Consider the following 21347-nt stretch of genomic DNA (forward strand, 5'->3'; position numbering starts at 1 on the left):
TTTTATGTCCGCTGTTGAGCTGCGAACAAACACCGATCAAACCTAAAACCAGTGCAAAGCATCCGTCGCCGAATTGGCGCGCCCGTTCCCTACGACGCGCAAACCGCGCCGCTGCCTTCGCGAGCAGGCTCGCTCCCACCTTGGAATGCGTTTCCCTGTGGGAGCGAGCCTGCTCGCGAATGGCATCACCTCGGTTACAGGCGAACCGAGGTTGTGCATCAACTCAGACTTTGAAACGGCCTACCAGCATCTGCAGATGCGTGCCCAGTCGCGCCAGTTCAACGCTGGATGCGGCAGTCTCCTCGCTCGCCGCCGAGGTCTGATCGGACACATCGCGCACGTTCAGTACGCTGCGGTTGATCTCTTCGGCCACGGCGCTCTGCTGCTCGGCGGCTGCGGCGATCTGCTGGTTCATTGCCTGGATCGCCGAGACGGTGCGGGTGATGCTTTCGAGCGAGCCACCGGCACGCCGGGTCAGTTCGACGCTGCTGTCGGTGAGGCTGCGGCTGTTGTCCATGATCGTCGCCACTTGCTGGGTACCGTTTTGCAGACCGACGATCAGCTCCTCGATCTCTTCGGTGGACTTCTGCGTGCGCTGGGCGAGGCTGCGAACTTCGTCGGCAACCACGGCGAAACCACGTCCGGCTTCACCGGCGCGGGCCGCTTCGATGGCGGCGTTGAGGGCCAGCAGGTTGGTTTGCTGGGCCACCGACTTGATCACATCGAGGACGCTGCCGATCTTGTCGCTTTCACGCTTGAGCTCGCCCATGGCTTCGGTGGAGTGGCCGACCTCGACCGCCAGACGTTCGATCTGGGCGATGGCTTCGCCGACGACCTTGTCACCTTCGCGGGCCTGTTGATCAGCGGCGACAGCGGCCTCGGAAGCTTCTTCAGCGTTGCGTGCGACTTCCTGCACGGTAGCGGCCATTTCGTTCATGGCGGTGGCGACCTGATCGGTCTCGACCTTCTGATTGTTGACCCCGGCGCTGGTCTGCTCAGTCACCGCCGAAAGCTCTTCAGCGGCGCTGGCGATCTGCGTGACGCCGTCGCTGATACCGCCGATCAACTCGCGCAGGCCCTGGGTCATGCTTTGCATCGAGCGCTGCAATTGACCGAGTTCATCGCGACGCAGGGACACCAGGTCGTGGGTCAGGTCGCCGGCGGCCACGCGCTCGGCGACTTTCAGGGTCTGGGTCAGCGGAATGATGATTTGTCGGGTGATCGCCCAAGCGGCAATCAGACCGAAGGCCAGCGCCAGCGCAGTGGCGATCAGCAGCATGTTCTTGGCATGGGCGGCATCGGTGTCGCGCACCACGGTTTGCGATTCGGTGAGCTTCTTGCTGGCCGCGATCAGGATGTCGCCCTGGGCCGACATGTTGGCCAGTGCGGCGGCGTTCTTGACTTGTGAATCACGGAACTGAGCGACGGCGGCGCGGTAAGCCTTGAGCGAATCGGTGGCTTGCTGCAGGTTGGCGATGTGCTGCTCTGGCACGCGGGTCGGCAGGCTCTCGAGATTTTTCAGGGCGTTGTCGATGGCGGTCAGTGCCGGTTGCTCGGCATCGGCCTTGCCGCTGTAGGTGTAGCCGCGTACCTGATAGCGCGCCTGCTGCAGCAGTTTGCTCAGCTCGATGACAGCGTTGTACTGCGCAACGCTGTCGCCTTGCAGCAGCGCACTTTCGACTTCGCCGACCTTGGCCACAGCATTGTCAGCGTTGGCGCCAAGCTTGCTGCGCGCATCTTCACGGTGCACGGTGGCCTGGGTCATTTCGCCGAAGGCGCGTTTGTATTCGGCGACCGCAGCAAGCTGTTGATCGACCATCGCCACATCGGATGGCTGCTCGATCATGCCGCGTGCCGATTGCAGACCGCTTTCGAGTTTGCTGAGCAATTCATTGACCGCGCCCGGACCCTGTTCACCACGACGCATGTCGTAGTCCATGCGCGCCAGGCGCAGGTCTTTGGTTAGCTCATTGAGGCTGGAAATGAAGCCGAGCTTGTCGCCACGGCTGATGATGCCGCTCATGCCGGTCCAGCCGGTGAAAGTGATCAACAGCGTCAGCAACAGCACCAGGCCGAAACCGATGCCTAGCTTGCGTTTGACGCTGACGTTTCCAAGACTCTCGGCTAACCAACGGTACATGCGACCACTCCCTTCGGACCACTTAATTGGACTTATAGGGGCTGTATCGGCTGGGTGATGGCAATCTGTAACGCCACTTGTCCGACGCGGTTGCGTCAGAACAGGCGTGCAAGCAGGGCGGTGACGGCGGTTTCGACGCGCAGGATGCGCTCGCCCAGTTGCACCGGTTGCAGGCCGGATTTGGCCAGCAGATCGATTTCGTAAGGAATCCAGCCACCCTCGGGACCGATGGCCAGGGTCACCGGTTCGCTCAGAGCGCGCGGGCAGGGCGGGAAGTTGCCGGGGTGGCCTACCAGGCCGAGGGTGCCCTCGGCGATCGCCGGCAAGCGATCTTCAACAAAAGGCTTGAAGCGCTTTTCGATGACGATCTCTGGCAGCACGGTATCGCGAGCCTGTTCGAGCCCGAGGATCAACTGCTCACGAATCGCTTCCGGCTCCAGAAATGGCGTCTGCCAGAAGCTTTTTTCGACGCGATAGCTGTTGACCAGAATTACCTTGGCCACGCCCATCGTCGCGACGGTCTGGAACACGCGGCGGAGCATTTTCGGCCGAGGCAGGGCCAGCACCAGGGTCAGCGGCAGCTTGGCCGGCGGTGGCTGATCGAGGCTGACGCGCAGCTCCGCTTCGCCCGCTTCGAGGCGAAGCAACTCGGCCGAACCCATCAACCCGTTGATGCGCCCGACGCGCAGGCTGTCGCCCACTTCCGAGCGATGCACTTCCTGCATGTGGGTCAGGCGCCGGTCGCGCAGGATCACGCGGTCGGCCGCAATGAAGTCGTCCTCTTCGAGCAGCAGCAGGTTCATGCCTGAGTCGCTGGCGGCTGGTCGTTGTGGTCGTCGGCCGGCGTTTCGTCCGGGCGTTCGCGCTTGCTGACCAGCGCGCCGAAGAGGATGCCGATCTCGAACAGCATCCACATCGGCACAGCCAGCAGGGTCTGCGAGAAGATGTCCGGCGGGGTCAGGATCATGCCGACCACGAAGCAGCCGATGATCACGTACGGGCGGATCTTCTTCAGGTATTTGACGTCGACCACGCCGATCCACACCAGCAGGACCACGGCCACCGGGATTTCGAACGCCACGCCGAAGGCGAAGAACAGCGTCATGACGAAATCGAGGTAGCTGGCGATGTCGGTCATCATTTCCACGCCGGCCGGGGTGGCAGCGGCGAAGAACTTGAAGATCAGCGGAAAAACGAAGTAATAGGCGAACGCCATGCCGATGTAGAAGAGCAGGATGCTGGAGATCAGCAGCGGCACCGCGACGCGTTTTTCATGCTTGTACAGGCCTGGCGCAATAAAGCCCCAGATCTGATGCAGGATCACCGGAATCGCAAGGAACAGCGAAACCATCATCGTCAGTTTCAGCGGCGTCAGGAACGGCGACGACACGTCGGTGGCGATCATCGTCGCGCCGACCGGCAGGTACTGGCGCAGCGGCGTCGAGACGAAGGTGTAGATCTGCTGGGTAAACGCAAACAGCCCGGCAAAGATAATGAAGATCGCCGCCACGCAACGCAGCAGGCGGGTGCGCAACTCGGTGAGGTGCGAAACCAGCGGCATGTGCTGGTCGTTTTCGGGGAGATCGCTCATGGGGCTCGCGGCGGCAGTGTAGGGTCTTGAGGCGCTGGTGTAGTCGGCGCGGCGGAGGGCGCTACGTGTTCAACCGATGTGTCTGTAGTAACCGGCGCCGGTCCTGGCGGTGTTACAACAGGTGCAGGTGCAGGTGCAGGTGCAGTGGGAGCGGCAGCGCTGTGAATCGTCGGCTCAGCGGGCGGCTGCGCCGGCGTCGGCTCCTGCTGGTTCGGATTGAAAATCTTCCGCGCCTCTTGCTCCAGCGACAGAATATGTTCGTTGTGCAGTTGCCGACGGATCTCGTCGGCACCGATTTCACGTTCAACTTCCTGTTTGATCGCGTTGAAGCTGCGCTTCAGGCGGCCGACCCACAGACCGGCGGTGCGCGCCGCGCCCGGCAGACGCTCGGGGCCGAGCACCAGCAGGGCGACGAGGCCGACGAGCAGCAGTTCAGAGAAGCTGATACCAAACATTAGTCAGTGCTCACACGTCTTTGCGGATCGGCTCTTCGACTTTCTGCGCCTGCACGTCGATGGTGTGCGGCGGGTTGGCCTGAGCGGTGGTTTGCGGCTGCACCGGTGGCACTGGCTGGGCCGGCGGGGTCACGCTCGGCTCGGCCGGTTTTTCGTCATCGTTCATGGCTTTGCGAAAACCCTTGATCGATTCGCCAACGTCGGTGCCGAGGTTTTTCAGTTTCTTGGTACCGAATACCAGCACCACGACAATCAGAATGACGACCCAGTGTTTCCAGTCAAAAATGCCCATGTGGCGATTCCTCTCTAAAAGTTGTTCAGGCGGACGGACGCGAGGCTTTCTCGACGTGTCCGGACAGGCCGAAGCGACGGTCCAGTTCATCCAGCACGGCCTGCGGATGCTGCCCCAGTTGGGCGAGCATGACCATGCTGTGGAACCACAGGTCGGCGGTCTCGTAGATCACATCACTGCAATCGCCGCTGATCGCGGCATCCTTGGCGGCAATAATGGTTTCGACCGACTCTTCGCCGACTTTCTCCAGAATCTTGTTCAGCCCCTTGTGATACAGGCTGGCGACATACGAACTGTCGGCGGCTGCGCCTTTGCGCTCTTCAAGTACCTGAGCGAGGCGGGTCAGGGTGTCACTCATGTGTGTGTCCTGCGGAATAGATAGCGTGCGGATCTTTCAGTACCGGGTCGACCGTTTTCCAGTCGCCGTTTTCGAAGACCCGGTAAAAGCAGCTTTGACGGCCGGTGTGGCAGGCGATGTCGCCGATCTGTTCAACCATCAGGATGATCACGTCGGCGTCACAGTCCAGGCGCATCTCATGCAGTGTCTGCACATGACCGGACTCTTCGCCCTTGCGCCACAGCTTGCCACGGGAACGTGACCAGTAGATTGCACGATTTTCCGCAGCGGTCAGTTCCAGCGCTTCGCGGTTCATCCAGGCCATCATCAATACGCGCCCGGTCTTGTGATCCTGGGCAATCGCCGGCACCAGGCCGTCAGCGTCCCACTTGATCTCGTCCAGCCAGTTTTTCATCGTCAAATCTCGAAAAGCAGCAGCAAGCGATGAGCTTCGAGCTGCAAGTAAACGCACGTTGCGGCGTGCCTGTAGCGTCAAGCTTGAAGCTGGCAGCTTATAACTTGCAGCTGATTCGTGCTATCGGCGAACGACCAGATACAAACCGACTGCGATCATGATTCCGGCGGGCCAATGCGCCCACTCGGTCAGCGGACCACCCGCAGCGAGGATCGCGCCGCCGGCCAGATGCGCGCAGCCGAGCAGGCGCAGGAACCAGTCGTCCTTGCGTTTGCGCCACGGCGGCGGCGGGTCTTTGGCGTGGGGTTGCGACATGCGTTCGAGCAGATCGCGGGCCATGTTCGACAGGTGCGGAATCTGCTCCAGCTGGCTCTGCACGTTGCCCAGCAAGGCTTTCGGGCTGACGCGTTCGCGCATCCAGCGCTCGAGAAACGGCTGCGCGGTGTTCCACAGATCCAGATCCGGGTACAGCTGACGCCCGAGGCCTTCGATATTCAGCAAGGTCTTCTGCAACAGCACCAGTTGCGGCTGCACTTCCATGTTGAAACGGCGAGCGGTCTGGAACAGGCGCATCAGTACTTGGCCAAATGAAATATCTTTTAACGGTTTTTCGAAGATCGGTTCGCACACCGTACGGATCGCCGCTTCGAATTCGTTGAGTTTGGTTTCCGCCGGCACCCAGCCCGAATCGATGTGCAACTGCGCCACACGGCGGTAGTCACGCTTGAAGAAGGCGAACAGGTTGCGCGCCAGATAATCCTGGTCTTCCGGGGTCAGGCTGCCGACGATGCCGCAGTCGATCGCGATGTATTGCGGGCTCCACGGATTGACCGTGCTGACGAAAATGTTGCCCGGGTGCATGTCGGCGTGGAAGAAGCTGTCGCGGAACACTTGCGTGAAGAAAATCTCCACGCCGCGCTCGGCGAGCATTTTCATGTCGGTGCGCTGGTCGGCGAGGGTCGCCAGGTCGGTGACCTGAATGCCGTAGATGCGCTCCATGACCAGCACTTTCGGCCGGCACCAGTCCCAATAGACTTGCGGTACATAAAGCAGCTGCGAGCCTTCGAAGTTGCGGCGCAACTGGCTGGCGTTGGCCGCCTCGCGCAACAGATCGAGTTCGTCGTAAATAGTCTTTTCGTAATCCTGCACCACATCGACAGGGTGCAGCAGGCGCGCGTCAGCGGAGAATTTTTCCGCCGCGCGGGCGAGGATGAACAGCCATGCCAGATCCTGCGCGATGATCGGTTTCAGGCCCGGGCGAATGACCTTGACCACGACTTCTTCGCCGCTTTTGAGCTGCGCCGCGTGCACCTGCGCCACCGAGGCCGAGGCCAGCGGGGCAACGTCGAAACGGCTGAACACTTCGCTGATTTTCTTGCCCAGCTGTTCTTCGATCAGCTTGATCGACACTTGCGAATCGAAAGGCGGCACGCGGTCCTGCAACAGCATCAGCTCATCGGCGATGTCTTCGGGCAACAGGTCGCGGCGGGTCGAAAGAATCTGCCCGAACTTGATGAAAATCGGCCCCAGATCCTGCAACGCCAGACGCAAGCGCGCACCACGGTTGAGCTCCAGCGGCTTGCGCGGCAGCCAGCGCCACGGCAGCAAAAAGCGCACGGCCAGAAGAAACCAGGGCAGCGGCAGATCGAACAGCAGGTCATCGAGGCGGTAGCGGATCACGACGCGCTGGATGCGCAACAGACGGCGGACGGCAAGCAGCTTCATGCGTTATCGCTTGGGTCGAGGGATCGGGAAAGGCGCTCGAAACGCGCCTCGAGTCGTTCCAGATCAAGTTTGATCCGGTCCAGTTCGCTGAATCGCGCTTCGGCTTCGCGCTGCCCGACAAGGGTGCGCGATTCTTCGGCGAGGTATTCGGCAAGATTCTGGTTGAGGCTGGCAAATCCTTGTTGATACCAGCGTGCGCGGCTGCGCAGATGGCCACCGAGCAATTGCGTGGCGACCGGACCGAGCCAGCGCGAGAGTTCGTACTCCCAGTCCAGCTCAAGATCCTGCAGTACGCCGGCCAGCTCCAGCAACACGCCGCTGTCGCCATCGAGCTCGACTTCCGGGGCGTGCAGCACGGCGGTCTTGTCCTTGCTCAGGGCCAGTTTCAGCAGGCTTGAGGCCGGTGCACGCAACGTGCAATCGACGTCCGCTGCCCACTGCGAAGCCAGCATCAGGCCTTCGTCACTGGGCAGTATGAACAGTTGCAGCGCCGGGCTGCGGCAGTCGACGGCAATCACCTTGCCGGTCAGATGCGCCAGGCGCGGCAGCGCCGTGCTGTCGAGACGCAGCACCCGGTTGAGGCCGAGTTCGACGCTGGCGAGCAGCCCGGTGAGCAACATCAGGGTTTGATGCCGCGGTGCAGGGCGACGATGCCTGCGGTCATGTTGTGATAGGTCACGCGGTCGAAACCGGCCTCGACCATCATCGACTTCAGGGTTTCCTGATTCGGGTGCATGCGGATCGATTCGGCCAGGTAACGATAGCTTTCCGAATCGTTGGTGATCAGCTTGCCCATCAGCGGCATGAAGGCGAACGAGTAGGCGTCATAGGCTTTCGACATCAGTGCGTTGGTCGGCTTGGAAAATTCCAGCACCAGCAGACGACCGCCAGGCTTGAGCACGCGCAGCATCGAACGCAACGCGTCCTCTTTGTGCGTCACGTTGCGCAGGCCGAAGGCGATGGTCACGCAGTCGAAATGGTTGTCCGGGAACGGCAGTTTTTCCGCGTCGGCCTGGACGAATTCGACGTTGCCGGCAACGCCCAGATCGAGCAGACGATCACGGCCGACCTTGAGCATCGACTCGTTGATGTCGGCCAGCACGACCTGGCCGGTCGGGCCGACGAGGTTCGAGAACTTGCGGGTCAGGTCGCCGGTGCCACCAGCGATGTCGAGCACGCGGTTGCCGCTGCGCACGCCGGAAAGCTCGATCGCGAAACGCTTCCACAGACGGTGCATGCCGCCCGACAGAAGGTCGTTCATCAGGTCGTATTTAGCGGCTACGGAGTGGAAAACCTCAGCGACTTTTTCCGCTTTCTGGCTTTCCGGAACGTTTTTGAAGCCGAAGTGAGTGGTGGGTTCGGCATCGCTGCCTTTGCGCTGATCAGTCATATCGCTGTCACCAAAAGAGATTGCGCGACATTCTAATCCCCAAGCCATGCTTTGTCTTGGAATGGCTAAAGGTAAGATGGGCAACCTTCGGGACGATTTGCCGCAGATGCGGTCAAGATTCAACGTCAGCCATTCAATCATCAGGAGTCATTCCATGGCCAAAATCAGTGTTGAGCGCGCCCACACTCTGGGCAAGGACGCCGCCCGCGAAAAGGCCGACAAACTGGCCAAAAAGCTCAATGAACAATACGGCCTGGAGCCGCAATGGTCGGGCGACACCCTGAACCTCAAGCGCTCCGGCGTGAAAGGTGAAGTGCATGTGGCGGACGATTCGATCAGGGTCGACGTCGAGCTGGGCCTGATGATGTCGGCCATGAGCGGCATGATCAAAGCCGAGATCGAGAAAGCCCTCGACAAAGCCCTGGCCTGATTTCCAGATTGAAATCCAATCCCCTGTGGGAGCGAGCCTGCTCGCGAAAGCGTTCTTTCAGTCAAATTATCCGTGATTGACAAACCGCTTTCGCGAGCAGGCTCGCTCCCACATTTGTTTAGAGTTGCTCCCGCTGGTTAGGGTGCCCTTTCTAATTTTTCTCCCTACTTTGTGCCTGAGCCCGACACTCGTCCGGCAGTTCCTCAAACCTTCTGCGCGTGAGGTGCACCATGGCCAAAGTCATTTTGAAGAAAAAAATCGACGCTCCGACTTCCACTCTGAGCGACGTCAAATCCTATGCCCGCAAGATCTGGCTGGCAGGCCTGGGCGCCTACACCAAGGTCGGCCAGGAGGGCAGCGAGTACTTTCAGGAGCTCGTGGCCGCCGGTCAAACCGTTGAAAAGAAAGGCAAAAAGGCCGTCAGCGAAAAACTCCTCGCGGCCAACGCCGAGATCGACGACGCGGCCACGCAGGTCAGCTCGTTCAAGGGTCGCGTTGAAGTTCAGCTCGACAAGGTCGAGAAGGCCTTCGACAACCGTGTGGCCAGCGCCTTGAATCGGATCGGCATTCCGTCTAAACATGACGTTGAGGCACTCTCTGCTAAGCTCGATGAGCTGACGGCATTGCTCGAACGCGTCGCGCGAAAATCTTAAGGAGAACGGGATGGCTGGCAAAAAGAACACCGATAAAGAAAGCAGCTCGTGGGTCGGGAAGGTCGAGTCCTACTCCCGCAAAATCTGGCTGGCTGGTTTAGGCGTGTACTCGAAGATCGACACTGACGGCAGCAAACTCTTCGATGCATTGGTCAAAGACGGCGAGAAAGCCGAGAAGCTCACCAAGACTGCCGTCGGCAAGAAAGTCGAGGACTCGACCTCTTCGGCCAAGTCGCGCATCAGCGGCGTGAAAGACCGCGCCATGGGCAAGTGGGACGAGCTGGAAGGCGCTTTCGACAAGCGCCTGAACAGCGCGATTTCGCGCCTGGGTGTGCCGAGCCGCAATGAGGTGAAGGCGCTCAACGCCAAGGTCGACACGCTGACCAAACAGATCGAAAAACTCACCGGTCTGAAAGCTCAGCCTGTGGCGGCGAAAACCGCTGCGGCGAAACCTGCCACTAAAACTGCAGCGGCCAAACCTGCGGCGAAAACCGCGGCCAAGCCACTGACCAAAGCAGCGGCGAAACCTGCTGCAAAAGCTGCGGCCAAAACTGCAGCCGCCAAGCCTGCGGCCAAAGCGGCAGCCAAACCGGTTGCCGCCAAGGCCGCTGCGAAACCGGCAACCAAAGCAGCAGCAAAACCTGCGGCTAAAACTGCAGCGAAACCAGCGGCCAAGCCAGCAGCGAAAACTGCTGCTGCCAAACCCGCTGCGAAGCCTGCGGCCAAACCGGCTGCGGCGAAAAAGCCTGCAGTGAAAAAACCGGCTGCGCCGAAAGCCGCTGCGCCGAAACCGGCCGCCGCACCATCGACTGCTCCAACAGCTCCGGCCAACGCGGCAAACTCCGCTGCGGCACCCACGGCAGCAGCTACTCCGACTGCGGCATCGACACCGTCGACGCCATCCAGTCAGTCCTGATTTCAGGGCAAATCAAAAACGCCCGGCCTGTGAAGGTCGGGCGTTTTTGTTTGTGCATTCCAAGCGGCCCCTCACCCCAGCCCTCTCCCCAAGGAGAGGGAGCCGACCGAGGTGTCCTGCGTCATACGTCGACCTGAACAAATCGAGTCGATTATCGATTCAAAGAAGCTCGCTCAGGTCGGCGTAGCTCGCGAACATCCCCCAATCAGTCCCCTCTCCCTCCGGGAGAGGGTTAGGGTGAGGGGCTTTTCGGGTCAGTCGTGATCCTCAAGGTATTGCAGCGCCATCCGCTCTGTCGCCACCTTCACTGGCGGCAGCAAATGCGGCGCCACCAGCATCATGATCTGATAAACCACCAACCTGACCTCTCCCTCACGATCAAGAATCCGCTGGTAATCCAGCGAGAACAGCAGCGTCATGGTCACCTGCTCCACCAGTTGCCCCAAGGCCTGGGTATCGCTGACCAGTTGCCCCGAAGCCTTCAATCGCGCCAGCAACGACGCCAGCGTCCGCTTCAGCGCATTGAGCAGATTGCGAATCCCCTTGGCCAGTTTCGGCAAGCGCCCGGCGAGGTTCGACAGGTCCTGGAACAGGAACCGGTATTGCGCCAGGCGCTCGACGATCAAATGCAAGAACAACCAGTAATCCTCCGGCGCCAGCTCCACGTCCGGCGGCGGGTCGAGCAGGGGTGCGAGTTCGTGCTGGAAGCGTTCGAACAGACCGAGAATCAGCGGTTCCTTGCCGTGGAAGTGGTAGTAGAGATTGCCCGGGCTGATCCCCATTTCGTTGGCCACCTCCATGGTGGAAACGTTCGGCTCACCCTTTTCGTTGAACAGTTGCAGTGCACATTCGAGGATCCGGTCGCGGGTTTTCATCCAGTCTTCTTAGAAAATTTCGGTTGAGCGTCAGCGCACATGCACATAGGTGCCGGGTGCCGCTTCCATCGGTGGATAGTTCGGGTTACCCAGTGTTGTGCGAGTCTCGTTAAGGGCGCCGGAGCGCTGCGCGACCCACTCCAGCCACTGCGGCCACCAGCTGCCGTCGACGTGTTTGGCATCGTAGTACCAGGCACGCGGGTCGCTGCTCAGCTTGGCGTTTTCGACGTAGGCAGCTTTCGGGTTGCTCGGCGGGTTGAGGATGCTCTGCACGTGGCCGCTGTTGGACAGCACGAAACGTCGCTCGCCACCGAGCAGCAGGGTCGAGCGATACACCGCGTCCCACGGCGTGATGTGGTCGTTCATGCCGGCGACGCTGAAGCTGTCGACATTGACCTTCTGCAGATCGATCGGCGTACCGCACACCTCGAGACCGCCCGCGTGTATCAGCGGGTTGTGCTTGAAGAAGTCCAGCAGATCGCCGTGCAGCGCCGCCGGCAGGCGGGTGTTGTCATTGTTCCAGTAGAGGATGTCGAAGGCTGGCGGCTCCTTGCCCAGCAGGTAGTTGTTGACGAAGTAGCTCCAGATCAAATCGTTGGGGCGCATCCAGGCGAAGACCTTGGCCATGTCGCGACCGTCGAGCACGCCTCGCTGGTACGAGCGACGCTTGGCCGCTTCCAGTGTTTGTTCATCGGCGAACAGCGTGGCCGGGGTTTCGATCTGGCTGTCGAGCAGACTGACCAGATAGGTCGCGCTGGCGACCCGGCGCAGTTGCCGTTTGGCCTGCAAATGCCCTTGCAGGGCGGCGATGGTCAGGCCGCCGGCGCAGGCGCCCATCAGGTTGACTTCGCGGGCGCCGGTAATCGCCCGGCAGATGTTCATCGCTTCTTCGACCGCTTCGACGTAACTCGACAGGCCCCACTCGCGATGGCGCACATCAGGGTTGCGCCAGCTGATCATGAAGGTCTGCAGGCTGTTTTTCAGGGCGTACTGGACGAAGCTGTTTTGCGGGCTCAGATCGAAAATGTAGTACTTGTTGATTTGCGGCGGCACCACCAGCAGCGGTTTGGCGTACTGCTTTTCGCTCATCGATTTGTACTGGATCAGCTCGAACATTTCATTGCGAAACACCACAGCCCCAGTGGTGGTCGCCACGGTTTTGCCGACCTCGAACGCCTGCCTGGTCACTTGCCGTGGCAGGCCGTCGTTGTGCAACAGATCATCGAACAGATGGCTCAGGCCACGCACCAGACTCTGCCCGCCGGAATTGAACAACTCCTTGACCGCCAGCGGATTGAGCAGCGTGTTGGACGGCGCCACAGCGTCATTGAGCAGGGTGAAAGCGAAGTGCGCACGGGCACGATCTTCAGGGCTCATGTCGCCTTCATCGATCCAGCTCTTGACCTGTTTCTGCCAGGCTAGATAAGCCTGCAGGCTGCGTCGGTAGAACGGGTTGAGGCTCCACGCCGGATCGGCGAAGCGGCTGTCTTGCGGATTGGTCGGGTGCAGGGTTTCGCCGAGCAGCACGCGGCCCAACTGTCCGCCAAGCTTCAGCGCATGCTTTGCGCTGTGCAACGGATTGCGCAAGCCGTGGGCGGCGACGCTGCGCAGGGTCGACAGCAGATCCCTGCCACGCAGACCGGCGATCGCACTTTGGGCGTTGATAAACACGGCGGGGCTGGGCACCACGCCCGTCGCTGGTTTTTCGCGCATGACTCAACACTCCTTCGTCTTCAGGGCAAAAACACACTCACCGAACCAGAACACCATAGACGCTGTTACCGGTTGCTGCCTGCGCGGCGTCCTGCCGCGCGCTTGATTTGAAAAGTGCTGCATAAAGCAGGCCGCCGCGATCAGCCGCCGAGCGGGGTCGGATGCGGGTGCATGACTGCGCGCAGACGCTCCTCTTCGAGAAACTTCATGATGATCGGCGCCACCGCTTCGGCGCGGGTAATCAGGAACAGATGGCCGTCATCGATGATGTGCAACTGCGCATTGGGAATGCGCCAGGCGAGCATGCGCATGTTGATCAGCGGGATCAGTGGGTCGTCATCGCCGGCCAGCACCAGCGTTGGCTGATGGATCTTGTGCAGCCAGTGGATGCTGGTCCAGCCGAGGCCTGCGAACAGCTGCCAGTAGTAACCGAGCTTGCCCGCCGAGCGCACTTTCGCCGCATGGCTGGCGGCCAGCGTCGGATCGCGGCGGAACGAGCCGCCGTAGATCATCGGCGCGATGCGAATCACATGGGATGGCTGAATGTAGCGGCGCGGGCTGGCCATCATCCACAGCACTTTCGGTTTGCCGGGGACCATCACCGCACCGGCCGCGGTCGCCGCCAGTACCAGTTTCTTGCAGCGCTCGGGATAGTCGTAGGCAAACTGCTGCGCCAGGGCGCCGCCCCACGACACGCCGATCACATTGACCTGACCGTAGTCGAGATAGTCGAGCATCCGCGCCGTCAGTTTGGCCAGGCCGGGAAAGCGATACGGCCGGTTCGGCGTCGACGAACCGCCGACCCCGGGCACGTCGAAGGCGATCACTTCCAGGTCCGGGTCGAGCGCTGCGACAAACGGAAACACCAGCTCCAGGTTGGCGCCGATGCCGTTGAAAATCAGCAGAGGCGTCAAATGAGGCTTGCCGGGACGCACCGCCGTGCGGAGGGTCTGGCCATCCAGATCGACGGTGCGGAATATGAACGGTTGCGGCATGCGTGAGGCCCTGTAGATTTCAAGTCCACCCGTATTCCTGTAGGGGCGGGCCTTGTGGTGAGGGGATTTATCCCCGTTGGGTTGCGAAGCGACCCCGAATCCTGAAACCGCGATTTGTCAGACTGATCGCGGCTAGTCGATTCACGACTGCTTCGCAGCCGAACGGGGATAAATCCCCTCGCCACAAGGCCCTCTCCCACAATGGGTGGGGTCAGTTACCGTTCGTGAACGTAAGTGCCCGGCGAAGCCTCGCCTGCCGGGTACGCTTTGTTGCCCAGTTTCGTCGGGGCCTTTTTCAGGTTGCCCGAGCGCTCGGCCAGCCATGCCTGCCAGTACAGCCACCAGGAATCGGTGTGCTTGGTCGAGTTTTCCTGCCAGTCATCGGCGGTCGGCGCCATCTCTTCGCTGGTCATGTAGCGCGACTTCGGATTGCCCGGCGGGTTGAGGATGCTCTGGATATGGCCGCTGCTCGACAGCACGAATTCGACTTTGCCGCCGAACAGTTGCGCCGACTTGTAGCAGGACTTCCACGGCGTGATGTGATCGTTGGTGCCGGCCAGCGAGAAGATGTCGGCAGTCACCTGCTTGAGGTCGATCGGCGTGCCGCACACTTCCAGTGCATTGGGGCGGATCAGTGGATTGTTTTTGAACATCTCGATCAGGTCGCCGTGGAACGCAGCGGGCAGGCGAGTGGTGTCGTTGTTCCAGAACAGGATGTCGAACACCGGCGGCTCGTTGCCGAGCAGGTAGTTGTTGACCCAGTAGTTCCAGATCAGATCGTTGGGGCGCATCCAGGCGAAGACCTTGGCCATGTCTTTGCCTTCGAGCACGCCGGCCTGGTAGGAGTGGCGCTTGGCGGTCTCCAGGGTCTGCTCATCGACGAACAGGGCGACGTCGCTGTCCAGGGTGGTGTCGAGCACGCTGACCAGCAGGGTGAGGGCGTTGACCTTGTTCTGGCCGAGCGCGGCGTAGTGGCCGAGCAGGGCGGTGCAGGTGATGCCGCCGGAACAGGCGCCGAGCATGTTCACATCTTTGCTGCCGGTTATAGCGGTGACTACGTCGACGGCTTCTTTCAGCGCTTCGATGTAGGTCGACAGACCCCATTCGCGCTGGGCCTTGGTCGGGTTGCGCCAGCTGATGATGAAGGTCGGCACGTTGTTGCGCAGGCAGAAGCGCGCCAGGCTCTTGTCCGGGCTCAAGTCGAAAACGTAGAACTTGTTGATCTGCGGCGGCACTACCAGCAGCGGGCGCTCGTGGACCTGCTCGGTGATCGGCCGGTATTGAATCAGCTCCAGCACATCATTGCGGAACACCACAGCACCTTCGGTGACGCCGAGGCTCTTGCCGACTTCGAACGCGCCCATGTTGACCTGGCTCGGCATGCCGCCGTTGTGCACCAGATCCTTGGCCAGATGCGAGAGGCCATCGAGCAGGCTCTTGCCGCCGGTTTCGAAGAAGCGTTTGACCGCCGCCGGATTGGCCGCCGTATTGGTCGGCGCCATGGCTTCGGTCATCAGGTTGATGACGAAATGGCCGCGAGCGATGTCTTTGGGGGACAGGCTGCTGTCATCAATCCAGGCATGCAGTTCCTTGCGCCAGGCCAGGTAGGTTTGCAGATAACGTTTGTATAGCGGGTTCTGGCTCCACGCCGGGTCGGCAAAGCGGCGGTCATCACCGGCCGGTTGCAGCGCGGATTTGCCCAGCAGCACGTTTTTCAGTTCGAGCCCGAAATGGGTCACGTGCCTGACGCTGTGAATCGGTTGTCTGATGGCCTGTTTCAGCACCATTCGAGCAGAGGCCAGCAGATCCTTTCCGCGCAGCCCGACGACGGGGTTAAGCCCCAGAGTGTTTTCCGAGGCTTGGTACTTCAGGTCATCGTTATTCTTGTCACTCATCTACGACGCTCCATTGTCCTGAGACGAGTACCCGGTTTCACGCTGTCGCTTCCACAGCCAATGCCGGGTACTACTGCTCGGGTGACCGTTGATTCTGCATAGCTGCTTTACAGTCGTAGAGCACTGCAGGGAACTTGCCAGCTCCATTGGTTACCCGAGTTTAATTTTTTTCGCAAGCGGCCGATCCGGGGCCGTATGCGCGGAGCATTCAAACAGATGAAGTTAGAAAATGCCCTCTAAAGAGCAAGAGCCACGGCCTAGAGCATCAGCTTGACGAACGACTCGTTCGGATCGCGGGATTTTCCGGCCGCGCGCAGCTCGGCAAGATAATCGTCCCAGAGTTCGTTCTGGCGCTTGCCGAGTTCGTAGAGGTATTCCCAAGTGAACAGGCCACTGTCGTGACCGTCGTCGAAGGTCAGTTTCAGTGCATAGTTGCCAGCCGGTTCCAGCTTGCTCAGACCCACGTTGAGCTTGCCGAATTGCAGGATCGGTTTGCCGTGGCCCTGGACCTCGGCGGAGGGAGAGTGCACGCGCAGAAACTCCGCGGGCAGAGTGTATTCCTCGCCGGACGCGTAAGTGAGCGTCAGGGTTTTCGAGGCTTTGTGCAGTTTGATGTCGGTGGGAATCATGAAAAACAGCCTTTAGCTGCAAGCTACAAGTTGCAAGCTTAACTCAGCTTGCCGCTTGTAGCTTGTAGCTTGCCGCTCTACAGAATGTAGCGGGACAGATCTTCGTTCTGCGCCAATTCGCCGAGGTGGCTGTTGACGTAGTCGGCGTCGATCAGAATCGCCTTGTCATCGTGGGCGCTGGCCAGGTCGCCGGCGCTGAACGACACCTCTTCGAGCAGACGCTCAAGCAGGGTGTGCAGGCGACGGGCACCGATGTTCTCGGTCTTCTCGTTGACCTGCCAGGCGATCTCCGCCAGACGCTTGATGCCCTCGGGCTGGAACTGGATGTTCAGGCCTTCGGTCTTCAGCAGCGCGCAGTATTGCTCGGTGAGCGAGGCGTGCGGTTCGCTGAGGATGCGTTCGAAGTCTTCCGGGCTCAGCGCCTTGAGCTCGACGCGGATCGGCAGACGGCCTTGCAGCTCCGGCACCAGATCGCTTGGCTTGCTCAGGTGGAACGCACCGGAGGCGATGAACAGGATGTGATCAGTCTTGACCATGCCCAGTTTGGTGTTAACGGTGCAGCCCTCGATCAGCGGCAGCAGGTCGCGCTGTACGCCTTCGCGGGAGACATCGGCGCCGCCGACATTGCCGCGCTTGGCGACCTTGTCGATCTCGTCGATGAAGACGATACCGTGCTGCTCGACCGCTTCCAGCGCCTTGGCCTTCAGCTCTTCTTCGTTGACCAGGCGCCCGGCTTCTTCATCGCGCACCAGTTTCAGCGCTTCCTTGACCTTGAGCTTGCGCGACTTCTTCTTGCCCTTGCCCATGTTGGCAAACAGCGATTGCAGCTGGTTGGTCATCTCTTCCATGCCTGGCGGCGTGGCGATTTCGATGCCGGAGACTTCGGCGACTTCGATCTCGATTTCCTTGTCGTCCAGCTGGCCTTCGCGCAGGCGCTTGCGGAACAGCTGACGGGTGTTGGAATCGGAGCTCGGCGCTTCTTCGTTGCTGAAGCCCGTGCGTGCCGGCGGCAGCAACGCGTCGAGGATGCGATCCTCGGCGGCGTCTTCGGCGCGGTGGCGTACGCGGGTCATTTCCTGCTCGCGGAGCATCTTGATCGCGGCATCGGCCAGATCACGGATGATCGACTCGACGTCACGGCCGACATAACCGACTTCGGTGAATTTGGTCGCTTCGACCTTGATGAACGGCGCGTTGGCCAGTTTCGCCAGGCGACGGGCGATCTCGGTTTTACCGACACCGGTCGGGCCGATCATCAGGATGTTCTTCGGGGTCACCTCAACGCGCAGCTCTTCAGGCAGCTGCATGCGGCGCCAGCGGTTGCGCAGGGCAATCGCGACGGCGCGCTTGGCATCGTCCTGGCCGATGATATGGCGGTTGAGTTCGTGGACGATTTCGCGGGGAGTCATGGACATAGTAATTGACGGTCCTCAAGCAGAAACAAGCCGTGGCACATGGGCCGCAACAGGCTTATTCAGCGAGATCCTGCTCCTCAATGGTCTGGGTGTGGTTGGTGAATACGCAGATGTCGCCAGCGATGCCGAGAGCGGTTTCGACGATCTCGCGCGCTGACAAGTCGGTCTTTTTCAGCAGGGCGCTGGCGGCGGCTTGCGCGTAGGCGCCGCCGGAACCCATGGCGATCAGGCCATCTTCGGGTTCGACCACGTCACCGTTGCCGGTGATGATCAGCGAGGCGTCCTTGTTAGCGACCGCGAGCATCGCTTCGAGGCGGCTCAGGGAGCGGTCGGTGCGCCATTCTTTGGCGAGTTCGACGGCGGCGCGGATCAGGTGGCCCTGATGTTTTTCGAGCTGGCCTTCGAAACGTTCGAACAGGGTGAAGGCGTCGGCGGTGGCACCGGCGAAACCGGCGATGACCTGGCCGTGGTACAGGCGACGGACCTTTTTGGCGTTGCCTTTCATCACGGTGTTGCCGAGAGAAACCTGGCCGTCGCCGCCCATGACGACTTTGCCGTGGCGGCGGACTGAAACGATGGTGGTCAAGGGAAGAGTCTCCACGCAGCGGGGCGAAAATGCCTTATGCCCATTCATATGGGGGTGCTGGAGGGGATTTCAACCTTGGTGCAGGTGAGGGGACGAGCGGTGTCTGCCAACTGATCGTTCCCACGCTCCGCGTGGGAATGCAGCCCGGGACGCTCCGCGTCCCTTCGCTGCCGGGGACGCAGAGCGTCCCTTGAGGCATTCCCACGCGGAGCGTGGGAACGATCGTCGATGAGTCAGCGGCTCTGGCGTTGTTGTAACAACAGGTTGCTGAAGCCGGCGCCAGCCAGTTGTTTCTGCGCCGTGGTCAGTTGTTCACGGTTGCTGAACGGCCCGACCAAAACGCGGTACCAGGTTTCATCCTTGACCGTGCCGGACTCCACCGCGACGGCTTGGCCGAGCAGAATGATCTGCGCACGCACCTTGTCAGCATCGGTTTCCTTGCGGAACGAACCGGCCTGGAGGAAGAACTTGGTCACTGGCGCGGCCTTGCTCACTGGCGGCGCTGGCGGCGGCGTGATCCCGGCCAGAGCCGCTTGAGCCCGTGCGGTGTCGATCTTCGCCGCTTCGGCCGGGGTTACCGGCGTGGTCGGGATGGCCGGCACTTGCGGCGTCGGCAGGGTCTTCTCCGGTACCGCGTCCGGCGGCACGATCACTTCCGATTCCGGCAGCAAGGTGTAGAAGTCGTACTTCGGTTTCACCGGTTGCGTCGGGCTCGGCGGGGTCTTGTTGGCCTCGGCGATCTTCGACGCTTTCTGCTGCTGTTCGACTTTCTCGCGCTTGACCGTGTCGCTGCCCTTGCCCGGTTCCAGTTTCATCAGAAACACGATGAACGCGCCGACGGTCAGGCCGATGGCCATCCACAGCCAGCCCGGAATCGGTTGTTTCGCCGGGGCCTGATAGCGGCTGGCGCCGCGTTTGGGTGCAGGTTTTTTCTTGGCAGCCAACTTACATACGCTCCAGAGTTTCCAGACCCAACAGCTCCAGGCCTTGCTTGAGGGTGCGACCGGTCAGTGCGGCCAGACGCAGACGGCTCTGCATCTGCGCCGGGGTGTCGGCGGCGAGGATCGGGCAGTTCTCGTAGAAGCTGGAGAACAGGCCGGCGACGTCGTACAGGTAGGTGCAGAGAATGTGCGGCGTACCTTTTTCAGCGACGTTGTTCAACACTTCGCCGAACTGCGCCAGCTTCGCCGCCAGCTCCTGCTCGTGCGCCGCTTCGAGGACGATCTGGCCGTCGACTTCGCTGAAGTCCTTGCCCAGTTTACGGAACACACCGGCCACGCGGGTGTAGGCGTACAGCAGATACGGCGCGGTGTTGCCTTCGAAATTGAGCATCAGGTCAAAGTTGAAGCTGTAATCGCTGGTGCGATGCTTGGACAGGTCGGCGTATTTCACCGCGCCGATGCCGACGACCTTGGCGATGTTGCGCAACTCGTCTTCGGCCAGGGTCGGGTTCTTCTCTTTCACCAGGTTGTAGGCACGTTCCTGGGCTTCGGTCAGCAAATCGATCAGCTTCACGGTGCCGCCATCACGGGTCTTGAACGGACGGCCGTCGGCGCCGTTCATGGTGCCGAACCCCATGTGCTCCATTTCCATCGGATGGGTGACGAAACCGGCCTTGCGCGCCACAGCGAAGACCTGCTGGAAGTGCAGGGCCTGGCGCTGGTCGACGAAATACAGCGCACGATCAGCCTTGAGCTTGCCGCTGCGGTAGCGCACGGCGGCGAGGTCAGTGGTGGCGTACAGGTAACCGCCATCGGCCTTGACGATGATCACCGGCAGCGGGTCGCCATCGGCGTTCTTGAACTCGTCGAGGAACACGCACTGGGCGCCGTTGCTCTCGACCAGCATGCCGGCAGCCTTGAGATCGTTGACCACATTGATCAGGTCATCGTTATAGGCACTTTCGCCCATCACGTCGGCCATGGTCAGTTTGACGTTGAGCTTTTCATAAATTGCTTGGCAGTGAGACAGGGATATATCTCGGAAACTTTGCCAAACGTCTCTGCAATTTGGGTCACCTGCTTGCAGATCTACAACCAACTGTCGGGCGTGATTCGCGAAATCTGGATCTTCGTCAAAGCGCTTCTTGGCTGCGCGATAAAAATCCTCTAGATCAGCCAAGTTGCCGCTTCTGTCGAACTTTTTCTGTTCCATCATGTGAGCCATCAGCATGCCGAACTGGGTGCCCCAGTCGCCGACGTGGTTCTGGCGGATCACATCGTCGCCGAGGAACTCAAGCACGCGGGCCACGCCGTCGCCGATGATGGTCGAGCGCAAGTGGCCGACGTGCATCTCTTTGGCCAGGTTCGGCGCCGACAGATCGACCACGGTGCGCTGCGCCGGGCCGGCCTTGCGCACGCCGACACGGGCGTCGGCCAGTGCGGCGTCGAGGCGCGAGGCCAGTGCCTGGGTGTTCTGGAAGAAATTGATGAAGCCCGGGCCGGCGATTTCGGCCTTGGTGACGTTCTCGTCAGCGGGCAGGGCGGCGATGATTTTCTCCGCCAGATCGCGCGGCTTCATGCCGGCAGGCTTGGCCAGCATCATGGCGATGTTGCTGGCGAAGTCGCCGTGGGTCTTGTCGCGGGCGTTCTCCACCTGGATCGCCGGCGTCAGGCCTTCAGGCAACACACCTTCGTTGACGAGTTGGGTGAGGGCTTGCTGGATCAGCTGGCGAATGGTGTCTTTCATGGTCTTCTCTTTCGACCGCAAGCGCGGCGGGCGCATCGATGCGCGGGTGGAAAAACTGGGCATTATCCGTTGCGAAGACGGGCTTGCCAACCTTAGCAGGCAGCTTATGGATTTGTGGTGACAATTCGACCGTTATCGCTGGCAAGCCAGCTCCCACAAGAGCGGCGCAGTCCCTGTGGGAGCTGGCTTGCCAGCGATAGCAATCGA

General features: G+C 60.9%; 23 protein-coding genes and 1 pseudogene. 4 read left to right on the plus strand and 20 right to left on the minus strand.

The window, feature by feature from the left end; translation table 11 throughout:
- Positions 1–223 precede the first annotated feature (223 nt).
- The 11 genes and pseudogenes from AAEZ10_RS27940 to ubiE form a co-directional block, all read right to left on the minus strand.
- A complete protein-coding gene (locus AAEZ10_RS27940; protein ID WP_371915146.1) occupies positions 224–1096 on the minus strand; it encodes a methyl-accepting chemotaxis protein in 873 nt (290 codons plus the stop codon).
- A pseudogene (locus AAEZ10_RS27945) lies at positions 1079–2140 on the minus strand (methyl-accepting chemotaxis protein); the annotation flags it as partial. The gene AAEZ10_RS27940 and the pseudogene AAEZ10_RS27945, both read right to left, overlap by 18 nt.
- A 95-nt stretch (positions 2141–2235) precedes the next feature.
- Positions 2236–2943 carry a 16S rRNA (uracil(1498)-N(3))-methyltransferase gene (locus AAEZ10_RS12405; RefSeq protein ID WP_273528484.1) on the minus strand — a complete coding sequence of 236 codons (708 nt, stop codon included), beginning with the start codon at positions 2941–2943 and terminating at the stop codon, positions 2236–2238.
- Positions 2940–3731, minus strand: coding sequence for a twin-arginine translocase subunit TatC (tatC, locus tag AAEZ10_RS12410; protein ID WP_016772075.1), 792 nt, complete (start codon positions 3729–3731; stop codon positions 2940–2942). The genes AAEZ10_RS12405 and tatC overlap by 4 nt, the downstream gene beginning before the upstream one ends.
- The gene (tatB, locus tag AAEZ10_RS12415; protein ID WP_110644829.1) at positions 3728–4186 is read right to left on the minus strand and encodes a Sec-independent protein translocase protein TatB; all 459 of its coding nucleotides are present in this window, start codon (positions 4184–4186) and stop codon (positions 3728–3730) included. Before tatB ends, tatC begins: the two co-directional genes overlap by 4 nt.
- A 10-nt stretch (positions 4187–4196) precedes the next feature.
- Complete coding sequence (locus AAEZ10_RS12420; protein WP_016772073.1) at positions 4197–4478, minus strand: twin-arginine translocase TatA/TatE family subunit; 282 nt, start codon at positions 4476–4478, stop codon at positions 4197–4199.
- Between the two features lie 25 nt (positions 4479–4503).
- Positions 4504–4836, minus strand: a complete 333-nt coding sequence (locus AAEZ10_RS12425) for a phosphoribosyl-ATP diphosphatase (protein WP_003220849.1) — start codon at positions 4834–4836, stop codon at positions 4504–4506.
- On the minus strand, positions 4829–5230 hold the full coding sequence (gene hisI / locus AAEZ10_RS12430) for a phosphoribosyl-AMP cyclohydrolase (RefSeq protein WP_007899278.1): 402 nt from the start codon (positions 5228–5230) through the stop codon (positions 4829–4831). The genes AAEZ10_RS12425 and hisI overlap by 8 nt, the downstream gene beginning before the upstream one ends.
- A gap of 120 nt (positions 5231–5350) precedes the next feature.
- On the minus strand, positions 5351–6955 hold the full coding sequence (gene ubiB, locus AAEZ10_RS12435; protein WP_024011256.1) for a ubiquinone biosynthesis regulatory protein kinase UbiB: 1605 nt from the start codon (positions 6953–6955) through the stop codon (positions 5351–5353).
- Positions 6952–7575, minus strand: coding sequence for a ubiquinone biosynthesis accessory factor UbiJ (locus tag AAEZ10_RS12440; RefSeq protein ID WP_151551878.1), 624 nt, complete (start codon positions 7573–7575; stop codon positions 6952–6954). Before AAEZ10_RS12440 ends, ubiB begins: the two co-directional genes overlap by 4 nt.
- Positions 7575–8345 (minus strand): bifunctional demethylmenaquinone methyltransferase/2-methoxy-6-polyprenyl-1,4-benzoquinol methylase UbiE, encoded by a 771-nt coding sequence (ubiE, locus tag AAEZ10_RS12445; RefSeq protein ID WP_016772069.1) that lies wholly within the window; start codon positions 8343–8345, stop codon positions 7575–7577. Before ubiE ends, AAEZ10_RS12440 begins: the two co-directional genes overlap by 1 nt.
- Before the next feature lie 154 nt (positions 8346–8499).
- Here ubiE and AAEZ10_RS12450 point away from each other — a divergent pair, with 154 nt between their 5' ends.
- From AAEZ10_RS12450 to AAEZ10_RS12460, 3 genes are all read left to right on the plus strand, one after another.
- The gene (locus AAEZ10_RS12450; RefSeq protein ID WP_016772068.1) at positions 8500–8775 is read left to right on the plus strand and encodes a polyhydroxyalkanoic acid system family protein; all 276 of its coding nucleotides are present in this window, start codon (positions 8500–8502) and stop codon (positions 8773–8775) included.
- 230 nt (positions 8776–9005) lie between these two features.
- Positions 9006–9428: a phasin family protein gene (locus AAEZ10_RS12455; RefSeq protein ID WP_016772067.1), complete on the plus strand. Its 423-nt coding sequence runs from the start codon at positions 9006–9008 to the stop codon at positions 9426–9428.
- Positions 9429–9438: 10 nt separating this feature from the next.
- Entirely contained in the window at positions 9439–10344 is a 906-nt protein-coding gene (locus AAEZ10_RS12460) for a phasin family protein (protein ID WP_350569394.1), read from the plus strand.
- Between the two features lie 254 nt (positions 10345–10598).
- On the opposite strand, the gene AAEZ10_RS12465 is transcribed toward AAEZ10_RS12460, so the two are convergent.
- The 9 genes from AAEZ10_RS12465 to argS form a co-directional block, all read right to left on the minus strand.
- Positions 10599–11219 carry a TetR/AcrR family transcriptional regulator gene (locus tag AAEZ10_RS12465; protein WP_024011259.1) on the minus strand — a complete coding sequence of 207 codons (621 nt, stop codon included), beginning with the start codon at positions 11217–11219 and terminating at the stop codon, positions 10599–10601.
- A 30-nt stretch (positions 11220–11249) separates the two neighbouring features.
- Complete coding sequence (phaC, locus tag AAEZ10_RS12470; protein ID WP_073471594.1) at positions 11250–12932, minus strand: class II poly(R)-hydroxyalkanoic acid synthase; 1683 nt, start codon at positions 12930–12932, stop codon at positions 11250–11252.
- Between the two features lie 140 nt (positions 12933–13072).
- Positions 13073–13927: a poly(3-hydroxyalkanoate) depolymerase gene (phaZ, locus tag AAEZ10_RS12475; protein WP_016772063.1), complete on the minus strand. Its 855-nt coding sequence runs from the start codon at positions 13925–13927 to the stop codon at positions 13073–13075.
- A 215-nt stretch (positions 13928–14142) separates the two neighbouring features.
- On the minus strand, positions 14143–15822 hold the full coding sequence (gene phaC / locus AAEZ10_RS12480; protein ID WP_350569397.1) for a class II poly(R)-hydroxyalkanoic acid synthase: 1680 nt from the start codon (positions 15820–15822) through the stop codon (positions 14143–14145).
- A 257-nt stretch (positions 15823–16079) separates the two neighbouring features.
- On the minus strand, positions 16080–16451 hold the full coding sequence (locus AAEZ10_RS12485) for a gamma-butyrobetaine hydroxylase family protein (RefSeq protein ID WP_016772061.1): 372 nt from the start codon (positions 16449–16451) through the stop codon (positions 16080–16082).
- Between the two features lie 77 nt (positions 16452–16528).
- Positions 16529–17866: an ATP-dependent protease ATPase subunit HslU gene (gene hslU / locus AAEZ10_RS12490; RefSeq protein ID WP_350569399.1), complete on the minus strand. Its 1338-nt coding sequence runs from the start codon at positions 17864–17866 to the stop codon at positions 16529–16531.
- 55 nt (positions 17867–17921) lie between these two features.
- Complete coding sequence (gene hslV, locus AAEZ10_RS12495; protein ID WP_007968352.1) at positions 17922–18452, minus strand: ATP-dependent protease subunit HslV; 531 nt, start codon at positions 18450–18452, stop codon at positions 17922–17924.
- Between the two features lie 233 nt (positions 18453–18685).
- The gene (locus AAEZ10_RS12500) at positions 18686–19396 is read right to left on the minus strand and encodes an SPOR domain-containing protein (RefSeq protein ID WP_016772059.1); all 711 of its coding nucleotides are present in this window, start codon (positions 19394–19396) and stop codon (positions 18686–18688) included.
- Position 19397: 1 nt separating this feature from the next.
- Positions 19398–21140: an arginine--tRNA ligase gene (gene argS, locus AAEZ10_RS12505; protein ID WP_122751642.1), complete on the minus strand. Its 1743-nt coding sequence runs from the start codon at positions 21138–21140 to the stop codon at positions 19398–19400.
- Here argS and AAEZ10_RS12510 point away from each other — a divergent pair.
- Positions 21139–21261 carry a hypothetical protein gene (locus AAEZ10_RS12510; RefSeq protein WP_256674698.1) on the plus strand — a complete coding sequence of 41 codons (123 nt, stop codon included), beginning with the start codon at positions 21139–21141 and terminating at the stop codon, positions 21259–21261. The genes argS and AAEZ10_RS12510 overlap by 2 nt on opposite strands.
- Positions 21262–21347 lie beyond the last annotated feature (86 nt).

Origin of the sequence: Pseudomonas sp. H26/SER47-MNA-CIBAN-0231, from assembly GCF_040310465.1 — a bacterium.
GTDB lineage: Bacteria > Pseudomonadota > Gammaproteobacteria > Pseudomonadales > Pseudomonadaceae > Aquipseudomonas > Aquipseudomonas atacamensis.

Coding starts and splice junctions, on each gene's coding strand:
- AAEZ10_RS27940 (WP_371915146.1), bottom strand. CDS start 1,096: ATGCAAAGCATGACCCAGGGCCTGCGCGAGTTGATCGGCGGTATCAGC.
- AAEZ10_RS12405 (WP_273528484.1), bottom strand. CDS start 2,943: ATGAACCTGCTGCTGCTCGAAGAGGACGACTTCATTGCGGCCGACCGC.
- tatC (WP_016772075.1), bottom strand. CDS start 3,731: ATGAGCGATCTCCCCGAAAACGACCAGCACATGCCGCTGGTTTCGCAC.
- tatB (WP_110644829.1), bottom strand. CDS start 4,186: ATGTTTGGTATCAGCTTCTCTGAACTGCTGCTCGTCGGCCTCGTCGCC.
- AAEZ10_RS12420 (WP_016772073.1), bottom strand. CDS start 4,478: ATGGGCATTTTTGACTGGAAACACTGGGTCGTCATTCTGATTGTCGTG.
- AAEZ10_RS12425 (WP_003220849.1), bottom strand. CDS start 4,836: ATGAGTGACACCCTGACCCGCCTCGCTCAGGTACTTGAAGAGCGCAAA.
- hisI (WP_007899278.1), bottom strand. CDS start 5,230: ATGAAAAACTGGCTGGACGAGATCAAGTGGGACGCTGACGGCCTGGTG.
- ubiB (WP_024011256.1), bottom strand. CDS start 6,955: ATGAAGCTGCTTGCCGTCCGCCGTCTGTTGCGCATCCAGCGCGTCGTG.
- AAEZ10_RS12440 (WP_151551878.1), bottom strand. CDS start 7,575: ATGTTGCTCACCGGGCTGCTCGCCAGCGTCGAACTCGGCCTCAACCGG.
- ubiE (WP_016772069.1), bottom strand. CDS start 8,345: ATGACTGATCAGCGCAAAGGCAGCGATGCCGAACCCACCACTCACTTC.
- AAEZ10_RS12450 (WP_016772068.1), top strand. CDS start 8,500: ATGGCCAAAATCAGTGTTGAGCGCGCCCACACTCTGGGCAAGGACGCC.
- AAEZ10_RS12455 (WP_016772067.1), top strand. CDS start 9,006: ATGGCCAAAGTCATTTTGAAGAAAAAAATCGACGCTCCGACTTCCACT.
- AAEZ10_RS12460 (WP_350569394.1), top strand. CDS start 9,439: ATGGCTGGCAAAAAGAACACCGATAAAGAAAGCAGCTCGTGGGTCGGG.
- AAEZ10_RS12465 (WP_024011259.1), bottom strand. CDS start 11,219: ATGAAAACCCGCGACCGGATCCTCGAATGTGCACTGCAACTGTTCAAC.
- phaC (WP_073471594.1), bottom strand. CDS start 12,932: ATGCGCGAAAAACCAGCGACGGGCGTGGTGCCCAGCCCCGCCGTGTTT.
- phaZ (WP_016772063.1), bottom strand. CDS start 13,927: ATGCCGCAACCGTTCATATTCCGCACCGTCGATCTGGATGGCCAGACC.
- phaC (WP_350569397.1), bottom strand. CDS start 15,822: ATGAGTGACAAGAATAACGATGACCTGAAGTACCAAGCCTCGGAAAAC.
- AAEZ10_RS12485 (WP_016772061.1), bottom strand. CDS start 16,451: ATGATTCCCACCGACATCAAACTGCACAAAGCCTCGAAAACCCTGACG.
- hslU (WP_350569399.1), bottom strand. CDS start 17,866: ATGTCCATGACTCCCCGCGAAATCGTCCACGAACTCAACCGCCATATC.
- AAEZ10_RS12510 (WP_256674698.1), top strand. CDS start 21,139: ATGGTCTTCTCTTTCGACCGCAAGCGCGGCGGGCGCATCGATGCGCGG.
- argS (WP_122751642.1), bottom strand. CDS start 21,140: ATGAAAGACACCATTCGCCAGCTGATCCAGCAAGCCCTCACCCAACTC.